Origin of the sequence: Bordetella genomosp. 13 (assembly GCF_002119665.1) — a bacterium.
Taxonomy (GTDB): Bacteria; Pseudomonadota; Gammaproteobacteria; order Burkholderiales; family Burkholderiaceae_B; genus Bordetella.
Window position 1 is genome coordinate 5,079,968 of the sequence record NZ_CP021111.1, and the last position, 14,954, is coordinate 5,094,921.

Genomic DNA, 14,954 nt, shown 5'->3' on the forward strand with positions numbered 1-14,954 from the left:
TGGCAGCATCGGGCAAACGCGGCGCGAACCGCGATGCCGCGCGGGGATTCAGCGCAGCGCCAGCGCCAGGCGTTCGCTTACCAGACGGCGCAGCACCAGCAGCTTGCCATGGAAGAAATGCGAGGCGCCGGGCACTACCACCAGCGCCAGGTTGCGGGGCCGCGCCCAGTCCATGGTCTCGGCCAGCGGCACGACTTCGTCCTGCTCGCCGTGAACCAGCAGCGTGTCCTCGGGCACCTGGATGTCGTCAGGCTGGAAGCGCTGCACCGCCGCGCCCATCAGCATGAGCGCAGCCGGAAGCCGCGCGTCGCCGGCCTGCGCTAGGCCCGCGTGCACCCCCGCCGCCACCGAGGTGCCGAACGAAAACCCGCCCAGGACCCACGGCTGGCCGGCCAGTTCGGGAAAGCGTTCGCGCACCTGCGCCACCAGGTCGAGCATGTCCTGCGTTTCGCCCACGGACTTGTCGAAAGCGCCCTCGGATTGGCCGACGCCCCGGAAGTTCGGACGCACGGCCAGCAGGCCATGCTGCACGCAGGCGCGCGCCAGCGTGGTGACCACCTTGTTGTCGCGTGCGCCGCCCTGAAGCGGATGCGGGTGCAGGATGAGCGCCCAGCCGCGCGGCTCGGCCTCGGGCCAATCCAGCGCACAGTCGATGCGCCCCGCGGCGCCAGTGAAACCCTCGATCTCGGTGCGAGCAGACATGATGCGACCTGTCGGAAAAATTGCGAATGTTAGCGCCGCGCGGACGGCGCACGAACCGCGCCACGCGCCATGGGGGCGTCCGGCGGCATCGTCCGCGCCAGCCAGGCCGCGAGTTCGTCGGCCGCCTCGTCGGTGGCCTGGCGCAAGGCGCGCGCCCCGCCCTCGGCGTCCTGGGACGACGCGGGCACCGCGCGATCGATGCGCAGCTGCGCCACGACGCTGCGATCGGCCAGCAGCACGGCCTGCATGGCCAGGCGGCCCTCGCTCGCGCTGCCGTCGGCCTGGAAGACCTGTTCGAAGCGCGTCAGCGTGACCTGCACCTGCGGTACGCCCGCGGCAGGCGGTTCGGCCAGCACGGGCCCCTGCCGCGACAGCCGCTCGACCAGGCGCTGGCGCACCAGTTCGGAAGGCGGCGTGGCCCAGCGGGCCTGCGCATAGGCCCGCGGGCTGGCGCTGTCGCCGATGCGCCAGATCATGCCGGCATCCGACAGCGCGGGCACCGCGCCGAAGGCCAGCGCGATCGGCGCGCGCGCGGCCAGCGCGGGCGCCGGGCGCTGGTCGGCGCCCAGGTCGTACAGCGTCGGCGCGGGACCATTGCGGCCCAGGCTGCATCCGCCCAGGACCAGGGCCAATGCCAGGATGACGATGCGTTGCTTCATTGCGGTTCCTTCCCGAATCCCGTGAATCCCGGCTCGCCCGGGCCCGCCTCGATCGGCGGCGGACCGAACAGCAGCGACTGCGGCGTGTCGCCCACGCGGCGCAGCGCCGACGACGCATTGCGCGCCGCTCCGTTCACGCCGGTGGCCATGCGCGTCAGCGCGGGCAGCGTCTCGTTGTCGAGCCGCGCGGCTGCCCATGCGATCTGCTGCAGGCTTTGCGTGGCGGCGGCCAGCGGGCCACCGGGGCCCTCGAGCCGGGCCAGCGCGGTGCGGGCGTCGCGCATCAAGCCTGTGGCTTCCTGGGCCGCGCCGCCCACCTGCCCCGCCACCGTGTCGAGCTGCTGCACCAGCGGCCCCAGCTCCTGGCTGGCCCGCTTCAGTTGCGTGGTGACGTCCGCCGCGTTCTGCAACACCGCAGTCATCGCCTGCACGTTCTGCGGGCTCAGCAGCACGCTCAGCTGGTGGGTGGCCTGGTCGACGTTCTCGAGCAAGGCCGTGCCGCGCTGCTGGATGCGGTCGAAGAAGCCAGGCCGCAGCGGAATCGCGGCCGGATCGTCGAGGGTAGTCGCAAGACGGTTGGGCGAGGTTCCATCGTCGCGCAGTTCGATGTTGGCGGCGCCCGTGATGCCCTGCACGCCCAGTTCCGCCCACGTGGATTCGGTGATGGGCGTAGTGGGCGACACGCCGATGCGGATGCGCACCTGCCCGGGCTTGTCGGGATTGAACGCCAACGCCTGCACCTTGCCCACCGGCACGCCCTGATAACGCACGCCGGACTGGGACGTCAGGCCGGTGACGGCGGTGGACGAGATGATCTCGTAGATGGCCTGCTGCGAGCGGTCGCGGCCCAGCCACACCGCCACCAGCGCTGCGGCGGCCAGCAGCACCAGCGTGAACAGCCCCGCCAGCAGGGCATGACTACGGTTTTCCATGAGCCGTGTCCTTGGGTACCAGATCCCCCAGCGCGCGGCGGCCCCGCTCGCCCAGGAAGAATTCGTGAATGAATGGGTGATCGACCCGCAGCACCTTGTCGACGGTATCGCAGGCGATCACCCGCTTGTCGGCCAGCACGGCGATGCGCGTGGACAGCGCCAGCAGCGTATCCAGGTCGTGCGTCACCATGACCACCGTGAAGCGCAGTTGCGCGTGCAGGCTGCGGACCAGGGCAACGAACTCGTCCGAACGCAGCGGGTCCAGCCCGGCGGTGGGCTCGTCCAGGAACAGCAGGCCGGGATCGAGCGCCAGCGCGCGCGCCAGCGCCACGCGCTTGACCATGCCGCCGGACAAGTCTGACGGCCGTTTGTCGGCATCGTTCGCGGTAAGGCCGACCATTGCCAGCCGGCACATCACCACGTCGCAGATCAGGTCTTCAGGCAGCGCACGCAGTTCGCGCAGCGGCAGGGCCACATTGTCGAACACGGATAAGGCCGAGAACAATGCCCCGGCCTGGAACAGCACGCCCCAGCGCTGCGACAGGCGCCGGAACTCGGACCCGGTAAGTTCGCGCAGGTCGCGGCCCAGCACCCGCACGCTGCCGGCGGAGGGCGTGTCCAGGCCGATGATCTGCCGCAGCAGCGTGGTCTTGCCGGAACCCGACCCGCCCACCAGCGACAGGATTTCGCCTGGCAGCACGGCGAGGTTCAGGTTGTCGTGCACCACGTGGTCGCCGAAGGCCGTGCGCAGGCCGCTGACGGCGATGACAGGCGCCTGCGTCACGGAGGCTTCCTGGACCGGCAGCGAGGTTTCGGGCAGCGCGCTCATCGCAATCCCACCGAGCTGAAGATAATGGCGTACAGTGCGTCGACCAGTATCACGCCGGTGATGGAGGTGACCACCGAGGTCGTGGTGCCGCGCCCCAGGCTTTCGGTATTGGGCTGGATGCGCAGGCCGAAGTGGCACGCCACCAGCGCGATCAGCATGCCGAAGGTGACGCCCTTGAGCAGCCCGATGCCATAGTTGGGCAGCGAGATGGCCGAGGGCAGCGTCTGCAGGAACCACTGCAGCGAAATACCCAGCTCCGCACGGGCCGCCAGCGCGCCGCCCAGCAGCGCCAGGGCGTCGGTCCAGATGACCAGCAGCGGCATGGTGATGGCCAGCGCCAGCACGCGCGGCAGGATCAGCCGCTGTCCGTGCGCGATGCCCATCACGCGCATCGCGTCCAGCTCTTGGGTGACACGCATCACGCCGATCTGCGCGGTGATGGCCGAGCCCGACCGGCCCGCCACCAGGATGGCCGCCAGCACGGGGCCGAGTTCGCGGACGATGGATACGCCCAGGAGCTGCACGATGAAGCGGTCGGCGCCGAAGGTGCGCAATTGCTGGGCGGACAGGTACGACAGCACTACCCCGATCAGGAAACCCACCAGCGCCGTGATGCCCAGCGCCTGCGCGCCCGTGCGATAGATCTGCGCGGAAATCTCGCGCCACGGCCCGCGCCCCGGACGGCGCACCAGCGCAGCCAGGTCCAGCACCAGCTGGCCCAGCATCACCATCAACGCCTTGCCGTTGTGCAGGGCATGGCCGATCGCGTCGCCGATGCCGCGTATCCATTCGAGGCCATCTTCGGACGCCTTCACGGGCAGCCGCGTTTCGCCGCGATTGCCTTCCAGGGCCTCGAACACGGCGCGCTGCCCGTCGGTGCAGCGCAGGCGCTCGGGCAGCCGGTCGCCCCAGGCATGCCAGATCAGGTGGGCGCCGACGGTGTCCAGGCGTTCGACCCCTGTGAGGTCCCAGCGCATGTCATTGCCTACGCGATCGAGCGCCTGGCGGCGGCTGGCGGCCACGCCCGGCTCGGCCAGCGCCTGCATGCTCCAGTCGCCGGCCAGATGGCAGGCGCCGCCGTCCTTGCGGACGGCCGGCATGGGGCGCGAGGCGGAAGTGGACGGACGCGGCATCGAGTAACCGGGCAGTGGCGATTCCCCGATGATAAACGGCGCGGCGCGACCGCAGCGGCGTCGGCGCCGGCGAATGCGCCCGTGGCCTACAATCGCCGCCATGCCAGACCTAGCCTTTTCCGCCGACCTGCCCGCCCCCGAGATCCTGGCGAGCGCGCTGTCCGACCGCCTGGCGGCCTTTCGCCGGATCGACTGGACGGCCGTCACCGGCTCGACCAACGCCGACCTGCTGGCGCGCGCCCGCGCCGCCGCGCCTGGACAAAAGCCCTGGCTGCTGGGCGCCCACCAGCAGGAAAGCGGCCGCGGCCGCGCGGGGCGACCCTGGAAAAACCGCGCAGGCGCCACGCTGATGTTCTCGTGCGCGTTCGACGTGCATTTGCCGGTGGCCAGCCTGGCGGCGCTGTCGCCGCTGGCCGGCATGGCCGCCTGCGAAGGCCTGCGCGTCCTGGCGGGCCCGGGCGCCTCGCGCCTAGGGGTCAAGTGGCCCAACGACGTGCAATGGCGCGAGGCCAAGCTGGCCGGCGTGCTGGTCGAATCCGTACGCAATGCGGGCCGCCCCGAGACCGGACACACCGTGGTGGTGGGCGTGGGCGTGAACCTGCGCGATGCCGCGGAGCTGTCGCTGGCGCTGCAGCGGCCGGTGGCCGATTGGACGCAGGTAGCCGCGCAATCCGGCGCCCCCGGCGCCGAGCCGGCCGACCTGGTGTGCGCCATCGCGTCCGCGCTGCATGCCGCCATCGGCCAGGCGCAAGAGCTCATCGCCGACGGCTTCGCGGCCCGCTACGCGCGCGTCGACGCGCTTGCCGGTCGTGCCGTCAACGTGCTGGACCAGGGCAGCGTGGTGCACAGCGGCGTGGCCCAGGGCATCGACGAGCAGGGCCGCCTGCGGGTCGCCACGTCCTCGGGTACGCTACCGATTACCGTCGGCGAAATTTCCATCCGGCAGCAAGCATGATTCTGCTCATCGATTCCGGCAACAGCCGGCTGAAGGTAGGTTGGCTGGATGCCTCCGACGCGGGCCAGCCGCGCGAACCCGTCGCCGCGGCATTCGACAACCTCGAGCCCGACGCGTTGCGCCAGTGGTTGGACACACTGGCCCTGGTTCCGCGGCGTGCCGTGGGCGTCAATGTGGCCGGTCAGGCGCGCGGCGACGCCATTGCCGCCGCCCTGCCGGCGGGCTGCCCGGTTACCTGGCTGCGCGCGCAGCCGCAGACCCTGGGACTGCGCAATGGCTACACGCGCCCCGAACAACTGGGCGCCGACCGCTGGGCCTCGATGCTGGGCGTGCGGGCGCGCCTGCCCCGCCCGCACAGACCTTTCGTGCTGGCAAGCTTCGGCACCGCCACCACCATCGACACAGTAGGCGGCGACGGCGTCTTTCCCGGCGGCCTGATCCTGCCCGGCCCGGCCATGATGCGCACCGCGCTGGCCAAAGGCACGGCCAACCTGCCGCTGGCAGAGGGACAGCTGAACGCGTATCCCGTGGACACGCACCAGGCCATCGCCACCGGCATCGCGGCGGCGCAGGCCGGCGCCGTGGTGCGGCAGTGGCTGGCGGGCTGCGACCGCTACGGCAGCATGCCGGACATCTATGTGGCAGGCGGCGGCTGGCCCGAGGTGCAGCCCGAAACCGAGCGCCTGCTGGCTCAGGCCTGCTCGGCCCTGGGACCGGCGCCCACGCCGGTCTACCTGGACAGCCCCGTGCTGGACGGCCTGGCGGCCTGGGCCGCCGAACCCGACGCGTGATCCAAGGAAGCCTGATGCGCATTCTGCTCGTGCTGATTCTGCTGGCGAACGTGTGGGCCTATGCCTTGGGCCAAGGCTGGCTGGGCCAGCCGCCCAGCGACGCGGGCCGCATGCCCGGCCGCATGGCACAGGAACTGAACGCCGATCGCGTGGCGGTAGCGCCGAGAAAATGAGGCGCTTGCAAGTCGGCCGCATGGCTGGCAGGCGCGCGGGTCCAGGGCGATCTGTCAGACGCCCCACGGCATCAAGAGGAAGCGGGACCCGGCTGACCTTCGGCGAATATCTGCTCGACCGATGAGGCCTGCAGAACGTTCAGGGTCCATGCCCCCAGTTGATCCGCTTCGGCCTCGTCCAGCTTGGCGCGCGCCAACGGAGACAAGCCGCCGAAGCGCTGGGTGATCTGCTGTTCTAGGACATGGCGAATGGCAAGCCGGCGGCCTTCCTCGCGCTCGTACTGCATTTCGGCTTGATGATCCATTTCGCCGATCTCGCGCAGCATGGCGCGGATGCGCAGTTCTTCTTCGGAACACATCGATTCGAGGTCCCACAGCGCTTCGCGCACGGGTGGGTAGGTGATCCGGTTCATGACATCCTCATTCAGGTTGTGGCGCAGGCAGGCGACCCAGGCGTCCAGCGGAGGGAAACCGGTGCGCACCCGTTCGGCCTTGGGCAGTTCAACGACGTGAAGTTGCAGCATGTCGGCAAATTCTATGGACGGGCGCCGCGCATCGCGCAGGCTGAAGCGCCAATCAGCCTGGTCCGACACGTTTGCGCGACTATCCTGCCCCAGCAGCGCGATGCCGACCGCTGGCCGCAGCAACGCGTAACCCTGGCCCGCCCGCAGTTGCCCCGCCAGGCCGCGCGCCACGTAATACGTGTTGCGCGACGGCCAGTGCGAGGTCCAGCGCCCCTGCATCTCGACGATGAACAGCCAGCCGTTCGCATCCTGCGCAAGAATGTCGAACTCCACCCGTTTGCCGCCCGGATCGTCGGCCAATAAGTGGGGGTTCAGGATGCGCGTGATCCGTATGGGCGGCGCAGGATGGCGCACCGCATTGATCAGGTCCGACAGCAAGTGCGGCTGGCGGCAGAACAGCGCCTTGAATATCAGATCATTGGACAGCGACAACTTGCGGGATGCGCGTGACGAGCGGGCGGGGAACGGGGACACGATGGCGGCTTCCTGTGAGAGTGGGAACAGGAAACGCACTCTAGCGACGAGTACCGGCGGGCGAAATTGGATGGATTTGTCCCGTATGACGGCTCTGTCACCGGCCCCCCCGGCCGGTCTATCCGCGCGGGCGCGAGCAATCCAGCCAGGGCTGCAAGGCCTGCATCGTCCGCCGCGTGGCGCCGGCATGCGCCTGCGTGAAGGCCAGCGCGGCCGCCTGCATGGCCTGACGGCGAGGCGGGTCGCGCAGCAGCTCCAGCGCCGTATCCACGGCCGCGGCGGCATCCTGCACGCGCACTGCCGCGCCCGCCGCCAGCGCGTCGCGCACCGCCTGCTCGAAGTTGCGCGTATGCGGGCCCACGATGACCGGCGTGCCGGCCGCGCAGGCCTCGATCAGGTTCTGCCCGCCCAGCGGCGCAAAGCTGCCGGCTACCACGGCCACGTCCGCGGCGGCGTAGTAGAAAGCCATCTCTCCCAACGAGTCGCCCAGCAGCACCGCTGTCTGCGGGCCCGGCGGCGAGCCGCCGGCCGAGCGCCGCTCCGTGGCCAGGCCCGCGGCAAGCAACCGCGCGTGGGCCTCGTCGAACCGCTGCGGATGGCGTGGAATCAGCAGGTACAGCGGATCGTTCGCCGCCCCCCCGATGCGGGCGCGCAGCGCCTGGACGAACATCTCGTCCTCGCCTTCGCGCGTGCTGGCCAGCGCGACAACCGGGCGGCCCAGCGCATCGCGCCATGCACGGCCGGCCTCCACTTGGCCGGGTGCGAGGGCCAGGTCGAACTTCAGGTTGCCGGTGACCTCGGCCATGCGCGCCCCCGCCTGGCGCAGGCGGCGCGCGTCGTCGTCAGTCTGCGCGAGCACGGCGTCCAGGCCGGCCAGCGCCTGGCGCAAGGCCGCGCCCAGCCACCGGGCCTGCCGCAGCGACGACTCTGAAAAGCGCGCGCTGACCAGCGTCATCGGCACATTGCGATCGCGCGCCGCGGCCAACAGATTCGGCCAGATCTCGCGCTCGACCAACACACCGCAGCGGGGCGCGTACCGGTCCAGGAACCGCGCCACCGAACCGGGCAGGTCGTAGGGCAGCCACGCCTGGCGCAACTGGCCGCGTGCAATGGCATCGCCGAACAGGCGAGCGCCCTCCGCGCGGCCCGTGGCAGTGGTGTGGGTAAGCAGAACGGGCAAGCCGCGCTGCAGCAGCGCCTGCACCAGCGGCTGGGCCGCGCGGGTCTCGCCCAGGCTGACGGCATGGACCCACACGGGGTCCGTCAGTGCGCCGGGCGCCGCTTCGCCGTCCGGCCCGCCGAAACGGCCCGCCGACAGAATGCCCCATTGCCCGCCGGCGCGGCGGGCGCGGCGCCACATGTACAGCCACAGCAGCGGAGCCAGCATCCGCAATACCAGCGTGTAGACGCGGCGCGTCATGTCAGCCGCGCCGGGTCGCGGCCAGCGGCTGGCCACGGCGGTCGGAACGATTGTGAGCGCCCAGGCCCGAGCATCTTCAGACGGCGGCCAGCGCCTGCTCGACCGAGGCCATCACGGCCTCGCGCGAGGGCGAGGCGCCGCGATCGCCCAGGCTGGCGGTGTAGTTCGAGCCGACCAGCGGCGTGCGCACCGGCGTGGACGCCCGATAGATGCCGATGGTGGGCCTTCCCAGGGCTGCGGCCAGGTGGGTCAGGCCGCTATCCAGGCCGACCATCATGCGTGAGCCCGCCAGCAGGCGTGCCACCGACGTCAGGTCCATGCGGGGCATCACTTCCACGCCGTCCATGCCCGCCACCAGCAGCCGCGCGCGCTGCGCCTCTTGCTCGTTGCCGGCCAGCAGCCGCAGCAGACAGCCCGCATCGCGCAGGCGGCGAAACACCGCGCGCCAGTCCTCTTCCGGCCACAGTTTGTCGTCGCGACTGGCCGACGGCATGATCACCGCGTAGCCCGGATCGCGGGCGCCCAGGTGCACCCGGCCACCGGCCGCTTCGGCGCCGGCGTCATACTGCGCCTGCGCGGCCTGCCGCACGAGCTGGTCCAGCCCGAAGTCCGGCTTGCCGGTGGGCTCGTAGCCGAACGTGAGCGATGCCAGCTTGCGTTGCCGCAACACCGCCGGCTGCCAGAATTCGACGCGATGGCGCACGTTGTAGAAGAGCGATGCCAATGGCTCGCGCGCCGACCGCCAGTCCAGCCCGTGGCGCACGCCCTTCGTCTGCCGCACCAGCCATGCCGATTTCAGCAGGGCCTGCATGTCGAGCACGACGTCATACTCTTCCGAACGCAGGCGCTGTGCCAGCGCGCGCCGCTCGGTCCGCACCTGCTCGGACCACCATGCCTTGCGCCAGCGGCGATGCGCCACGCGGATGACTTCGTTCACGGCGGGATGCCAGCCGGGGATTTCGGCGAAGGCCTCTTCGACGACCCAGTCGATACGGGCGTCAGGCACGTGACGCGCAATATCGGAGATGGCTGGCAGCATGTGCACCAGATCCCCGAGCGACGAGGTACGAACGATGAGAATACGGGTAGGCATCAACAGGAAGCCGGACGATAAATTCCAGCGAATGTACAACAAGACCTGAGCCCGCGTGCCGCGGGCAGAGGAAGTGGGCAAGGTAAAATCCCGACTTCGGACGGAGGCCATATTGCCGCCGCCACGATGTCATCCGCCGTCAGGCCGGAAATACATACCTTCCAAACATGAAGATTCTCACGGTATTCGGAACGCGCCCCGAGGCTATCAAGATGGCGCCAGTGGTCCACGCCTTGTCGCGCGACGCCGCGATCGAAGCAAAGGTATGCGTCACCGCGCAGCACCGCGAGATGCTCGACCAGGTGCTCGACCTGTTCGAAATCCAGCCCGATTTCGACCTTAACATCATGCAGCCGGGTCAGGACATGACCGACGTCACCTGCGCGATTCTGTCGGGGATGCGCCGCGTATTCTCCGATTTCCGCCCGGATTGCGTGCTGGTGCATGGCGATACCGCCACCACACTGGCCACGACTCTGGCGTCGTACTATCAGAAGGTGGCGGTGGGCCACGTCGAGGCAGGGCTGCGTACTGGAGACCTGTATTCACCCTGGCCCGAGGAAGCGAATCGCAAGCTTACCGGTGCGCTCGCCCGCCTGCATTTCGCGCCCACCGAAACGTCGCGCCAGAACCTGCTGCGTGAAGGCATCGACGACGCTGGCATTGCCGTTACCGGCAACACGGTCATCGACGCGCTGATCTGGGTCAAACAGAAACTGGATTCCGATCCCGACCTGCGACAGCGTCTTGCCGCGCAATTCCCCTACCTGGACGGCAACCGCCGCATCGTGCTGATCACGGGCCACCGCCGAGAAAGCTTCGGCGCCGGCTTCGAGCGAATCTGCCAGGCCATCGCCCAGGCCGCCCAGCGCTTTCCCGATGTGGATTTCGTCTATCCGGTCCACCTCAATCCGAACGTACGCGAGCCGGTCAACCGTCTGCTGAGGGGCCACGACAACGTGCACCTGGCCGAGCCGCTGGATTACCTGCCCTTCGTGTACCTGATGGACCGCTCGCACATCATCCTGACCGACTCCGGCGGCATCCAAGAGGAAGCGCCCTCGCTGGGCAAGCCCGTGCTGGTGATGCGCGACACCACCGAACGACCTGAAGCGGTGGCGGCCGGCACGGTGCGGCTGGTCGGCACGGATGTCGAGGCCATCACCTCGCAGGTCGCGCTGCTGCTGACGGATGCTCGACAATACGAAAGCATGAGTTTCGCGCACAATCCTTACGGCGACGGACAGGCCAGCGCTCGCATTCTGGATCGTATCAAGCAAACCTTTTCAACACCGGCAATGCCGTGATGCCCGGGCGCATCCCTACCCAACTTTGGGAAAATGTTTGCGCGCTTGGCGTCCTTATTGCCGGCTTGTCGGCCAGACTTTGGGTCATCGCGCATATCCCGCTTGAACCGATATCGGATTTCAAGCGGTATTACATGGTGGCGGAAACGTTCGCCAATGTCGGCTCCTTATCAGCCGATGGATTTCCGTACATCATCCAGGGGCCGCTGTACCCTGTGATGCTCGGTTTGACCTTCAAGGCCTTCGGGCCGGGTGTTCTGCAGGGCCAGATACTGAACCTGCTCCTGTCGGCGGTAGCCATCATCTGTATCACCCTGGCCGCCCGGAACGTGTTGCGTCCGGGCTGGCTGCGTTTGGTTCCGCCGGCGTTGCTCGCGGCCCATCCCGGTGCCGTGCTGTATGTCAACGTGCTTGGTACGGAATGTCTCTCGTTGGCCGCGGTGGCCGCCGCAATACTGGCAAGTGTCTGCCGCGGCAGAAGCGCCGCAATCGCCCTGGGCGTACTGTTGGCCCTGCTTTCCTTGAATCGACCTCAGTTCCTGCCAGTGGTGCTCTTGTTTGTCCTGTTGCGCCGACCCGGTTTGCGCTCAATGGCCAGCGGCTTTGCATGGTGCGTCATACCGTTCATGCTGGCAATGACGCCCTGGACCCTACGGAACTACGCTGTTTTCGACAGATTCATTCCGACGAGCGCGAGCTCCGGGTACATTCTTCTCGTTAACAACAATGACGCGAACATCCACAGCGGATGGATGCCGCTGACGAGCGTGGCAATATCCGACGAGGACAAGGCGAGGTTCGATCGGGATGGGGCCATTTCCTTCTTCGACGAGAGTGACGAAGGACTGAAAGTCCTGCGTTGGACGCCTGCCAACGACGCGCTGGCCCGTGAACTTGCTATCAAGTGGATCAAGGACCATCCGGCCAGATTCGCCGAGCTGGGCTGGAAGCGCATACAGACCACCATGTGGATGGACTATGGCGATATGCTCCTATGGCCCCTGCACGACGTGGGACCATCCCGCCCGCTATTCGAAGTGACACGAGCCTTGGACCTGACTCTGTTCACTGTCGCGATCCTTGGGTTCCTGTACGCGGTGGTATACCGCCGCGATGGAACGTTGTGGCGCGCCTGCTTGATTCCTGCTTTGGTCACCGCCGGTGGGCTGGCGGCCATTTTCGTGTTCGAAGGGCAAGGCCGGTATCTCTTGCCCATGATTCCCGCCGTTGCCCTCATGGTGTGTCTGGTGCGACCAAGGAGTTGGGTTGGCGCGCGCCAAACGATGGCGGGTACGCCGCCATACTCAGTGCGCGTCACTGCCTCATGACTTGCCGGCGGGCCACCAGCTCCGCGAAATGCACCGCATAGCTGCGGTAGGCCACCGCGCGGTCGGCGCGCTCGATGAACCCCTGGTCCAGCCCCGTACCGCGCCGGGACAGCACGCGCACCATGGCCTCGCCCAGGCGCTGTTCGAAGGCCGTGTCGCGCCGATCGAGATAGCCGCCCAGATTGGCGCAGTTCAGTTCGATGATGTCGCCGAAAGGCGGGGTCACGACCTCTACGGCCGGGTGGTCGTAGAACTCGTAGGCCGAGCCGACGTCCGTGACGACGCAGGGCAGCCCATTGGCCACGGCCTCACCCAGCGACAGGCTCCACCCTTCCCAGAAGGACGGCAGGACGAAGTAATCCGCGGCCTGGTAGAACGAGGCCACGTCCGGATTGAAGCCGGCCAGAATGACGTTGCCGACCAGGCCGTTTTCGACGACGGCTGCCTCGATCTCCCGCAGGTAGTCCTCTTCGACCGCGCGGCCCAGCAGCAGCAGGCGGGCCTCGGGCGCCTGGCCGACCACCTCCGCGAAGGCGCGCACCAGCTGTAGCTGCGCCTTGGGCCGCATAATGGAGGCCACGTTGAGGTACACCGGAGCCTCGTCGCCGATGCCCCAGGATTGGCGCAGGCGAGCGCGGTTCTCGGCGACGTGGGTGCGGTCTATCGTCCGCGGATCGATGCCGTTCGGTATTACCTTCATGCGAGTGACGTCCAGGCCCAGCGCCAGGTCGGCATAGCGGGCGGCGGTGGCCGAGACGCACACGTACGACACCGTGCCGGCATCCGCCTGCAGATGCGCCTGCTGGTCGTCGGGCCCTAGCCACACGTATGAGTTGTGCACCGTCTGTACGAAAGGAATGCCCAGGCGGGCGCAGATGTCGGCGCCGAACAGGCTGTAGTGGGCATTGACCACGTCGATACGATGCGTGCGCAGGAAGTCGGTATAGGCCTGCTCGGTGGGGCGCTTGCCAAACGAATGCACTTCGAGGCCCGCCGCGCGAGCCGCCTCGGCGGCGTGTCCCTCTCGCCCCAGCGTGGCGATGGCCACGCGATGCCCCAGTCCACGCAGCGAAATGGCCAGGTCGATGACCACATTCTCCAGGCCGCCCTGCACGAAATCGTCGACCTGCAGCAGCACGCCATGCTCCGTGGGCGGCAGCAGGCGCTGCGGCCGCTGGCGTGCCAGTTCGTCGGGACGACGCGTAGCATGGAAGAACAACCGGTTCTTGGCATACGCCTGCACACCGGCCAGGGCCTGGCCTGACGAGATGTCGATGACCGGACACTTGGAAATCAGGCGCATGCGGGCGGCCGACTCGGCGTCGGGAGCCAACGCCAACGCGCCGGTCGACAACGCGTCGTGCGCGCGCACATAGTCGGCGCGGTCGTCATCCAGGATCACGACCAGGGGTCCGGCATCGTGGAACCGGTGCGGCGATCGCGCCAGTGTGGAGATACCCACGACGGACACCTGGTTGGGTCCACGCGGCAAGTCGCCGGCGGCCGGCACGGCCTGCAGGTGACGCGCGGCGACGCCGCGGCGTGACAGCCACTTGCGGCCCACGTCGTCGACCAGGTAGGACAGGGGCTGCTGGTAGAACGCTGCCCGCTCGCCTTCGTACTTCATCAGGCGCTGGACCTTCTCGAGGATGCGGTGTTCCTGTGCCTGCGCGCTCAGCGTGTTGTCATGCACGCGATAGCGGTACAGGAAGGCCTTCTTCTCCAGGTGGCGGATCGGGAAGAAGGCGTTGATGCGCATCCAGTAGTCGTAGTCCTCGATGCCGAGCTGAGGATCGTAGTCGCCGAAGCAGCGGCCGATCCAGCCGCGATACATGAAGCAGGCGCCGATGAAGTTGTCCTGCACAGTATTCAGCATGGCGGTGTTGCGGGGCAGCTCGATCTCACCGGACGCGACGTTCGGTCGATTGTGCGCGCGCCAGGTTGGATCCTGCAGCAGTTCGCCGCGGTCGTCGATGGCGTAATAGTCCGCGTAGGTCATGCCGATGGACGGATCGCTCTGCAGGCGCTCCACCAGCATCTCGAGCATGCGCGGCTCCATGATGTTGTCCGCGGAAGTCCAGGTCCAGAACTCCCCTTCGGCGAAATCGAAGGCATTGGACAGGGCCTTCGGAAGGCGCTGGTTCTTCTGGCTGTACACCCGGATCTGCGGGTGCGACAGATAGGGCTGAAGCATCTGCTCGACGCCGTCGGTCGAACCGTCATTGACGATGATCAGCTCAAAATTGCGATACGTCTGAGCCAGGACACTTTCGATGGCTTCGCCGATGAGATAGCCCTGGTTGTATACGGGAAGAATCACACTGACCAGCCCGGGCACGAGGCCACAGGCCTCCGGGCGCATTTCGATGCCGCCCACCATCTTGCCGACTTCGGGGCGCTTATGGGTGCGGCGCTGCAGAAGCTCGATGAAGGCCAACAGCCGTGCCTTGGCTCGCGACTTGACGGCATGCGACAGCGGCAGGTGGCGCCCGACGTAGCGGGCCACGCGGTAAAGGAACACGCCGATCTGCCGGCCGGCGGACGTGGCGGCCGCGCCGTTGTTTTCCATGCGTTCGTTCATTGTCTCTCGTAGTGATATATAGATAGTTCGGGGACCGCGGCGCGGAAGCCGCC

At 68.1% G+C, this 14,954-nt stretch carries 14 protein-coding genes; 5 read left to right on the forward strand and 9 right to left on the reverse strand.

Annotated features, from left to right (window positions below; genetic code table 11):
• Nucleotides 1-48: 48 nt before the first annotated feature.
• Genes CAL15_RS22935 through CAL15_RS22955 form a run of 5 tightly spaced genes read right to left on the reverse strand, consistent with a single transcriptional unit; the run spans nt 49 to nt 4,255 of the window.
• A complete protein-coding gene (locus tag CAL15_RS22935) occupies nt 49-702 on the reverse strand; it encodes an alpha/beta hydrolase (protein ID WP_086080613.1) in 654 nt (217 codons plus the stop codon).
• 29 nt (nt 703-731) lie between these two features.
• Nucleotides 732-1,361, reverse strand: coding sequence for an ABC-type transport auxiliary lipoprotein family protein (locus CAL15_RS22940; RefSeq protein ID WP_086080614.1), 630 nt, complete (start codon nt 1,359-1,361; stop codon nt 732-734).
• Complete coding sequence (locus CAL15_RS22945; RefSeq protein WP_086080615.1) at nt 1,358-2,293, reverse strand: MlaD family protein; 936 nt, start codon at nt 2,291-2,293, stop codon at nt 1,358-1,360. The genes CAL15_RS22940 and CAL15_RS22945 overlap by 4 nt, the downstream gene beginning before the upstream one ends.
• A complete protein-coding gene (locus CAL15_RS22950) occupies nt 2,280-3,122 on the reverse strand; it encodes an ABC transporter ATP-binding protein (RefSeq protein ID WP_086080616.1) in 843 nt (280 codons plus the stop codon). Before CAL15_RS22950 ends, CAL15_RS22945 begins: the two co-directional genes overlap by 14 nt.
• Nucleotides 3,119-4,255 carry an MlaE family ABC transporter permease gene (locus CAL15_RS22955; protein WP_086080617.1) on the reverse strand — a complete coding sequence of 379 codons (1,137 nt, stop codon included), beginning with the start codon at nt 4,253-4,255 and terminating at the stop codon, nt 3,119-3,121. The genes CAL15_RS22950 and CAL15_RS22955 overlap by 4 nt, the downstream gene beginning before the upstream one ends.
• Nucleotides 4,256-4,355: 100 nt before the next feature.
• Here CAL15_RS22955 and CAL15_RS22960 point away from each other — a divergent pair, with 100 nt between their 5' ends.
• The 3 genes from CAL15_RS22960 to CAL15_RS24550 are packed head-to-tail and all read left to right on the forward strand — an operon-like array spanning nt 4,356 to nt 6,174.
• Nucleotides 4,356-5,210 carry a biotin--[acetyl-CoA-carboxylase] ligase gene (locus CAL15_RS22960; protein WP_086080618.1) on the forward strand — a complete coding sequence of 285 codons (855 nt, stop codon included), beginning with the start codon at nt 4,356-4,358 and terminating at the stop codon, nt 5,208-5,210.
• Nucleotides 5,207-6,001, forward strand: a complete 795-nt coding sequence (locus tag CAL15_RS22965) for a type III pantothenate kinase (protein WP_086080619.1) — start codon at nt 5,207-5,209, stop codon at nt 5,999-6,001. Before CAL15_RS22960 ends, CAL15_RS22965 begins: the two co-directional genes overlap by 4 nt.
• Nucleotides 6,002-6,015: 14 nt before the next feature.
• On the forward strand, nt 6,016-6,174 hold the full coding sequence (locus tag CAL15_RS24550; protein WP_086080620.1) for a hypothetical protein: 159 nt from the start codon (nt 6,016-6,018) through the stop codon (nt 6,172-6,174).
• 71 nt (nt 6,175-6,245) lie between these two features.
• Here CAL15_RS24550 and CAL15_RS22975 read toward each other — a convergent pair whose 3' ends face one another.
• From CAL15_RS22975 to waaC, 3 genes are all read right to left on the reverse strand, one after another.
• Nucleotides 6,246-7,211, reverse strand: coding sequence for a PD-(D/E)XK nuclease family transposase (locus CAL15_RS22975; protein WP_157666721.1), 966 nt, complete (start codon nt 7,209-7,211; stop codon nt 6,246-6,248).
• 79 nt (nt 7,212-7,290) lie between these two features.
• On the reverse strand, nt 7,291-8,592 hold the full coding sequence (locus CAL15_RS22980) for a 3-deoxy-D-manno-octulosonic acid transferase (RefSeq protein ID WP_086080622.1): 1,302 nt from the start codon (nt 8,590-8,592) through the stop codon (nt 7,291-7,293).
• Nucleotides 8,593-8,668: 76 nt separating this feature from the next.
• Complete coding sequence (gene waaC / locus CAL15_RS22985) at nt 8,669-9,685, reverse strand: lipopolysaccharide heptosyltransferase I (RefSeq protein WP_086080623.1); 1,017 nt, start codon at nt 9,683-9,685, stop codon at nt 8,669-8,671.
• Nucleotides 9,686-9,852: 167 nt separating this feature from the next.
• On the opposite strand from waaC, the gene wecB reads away from it, so the two are divergent.
• Both wecB and CAL15_RS22995 read left to right on the forward strand, forming a co-directional pair.
• The gene (gene wecB / locus CAL15_RS22990) at nt 9,853-10,992 is read left to right on the forward strand and encodes a non-hydrolyzing UDP-N-acetylglucosamine 2-epimerase (RefSeq protein WP_086080624.1); all 1,140 of its coding nucleotides are present in this window, start codon (nt 9,853-9,855) and stop codon (nt 10,990-10,992) included.
• On the forward strand, nt 10,992-12,320 hold the full coding sequence (locus CAL15_RS22995) for a hypothetical protein (RefSeq protein WP_086080625.1): 1,329 nt from the start codon (nt 10,992-10,994) through the stop codon (nt 12,318-12,320). The genes wecB and CAL15_RS22995 overlap by 1 nt, the downstream gene beginning before the upstream one ends.
• On the opposite strand, the gene CAL15_RS23000 is transcribed toward CAL15_RS22995, so the two are convergent.
• Complete coding sequence (locus CAL15_RS23000; protein ID WP_086080626.1) at nt 12,307-14,901, reverse strand: glycosyltransferase; 2,595 nt, start codon at nt 14,899-14,901, stop codon at nt 12,307-12,309. The genes CAL15_RS22995 and CAL15_RS23000 overlap by 14 nt on opposite strands.
• Nucleotides 14,902-14,954 lie beyond the last annotated feature (53 nt).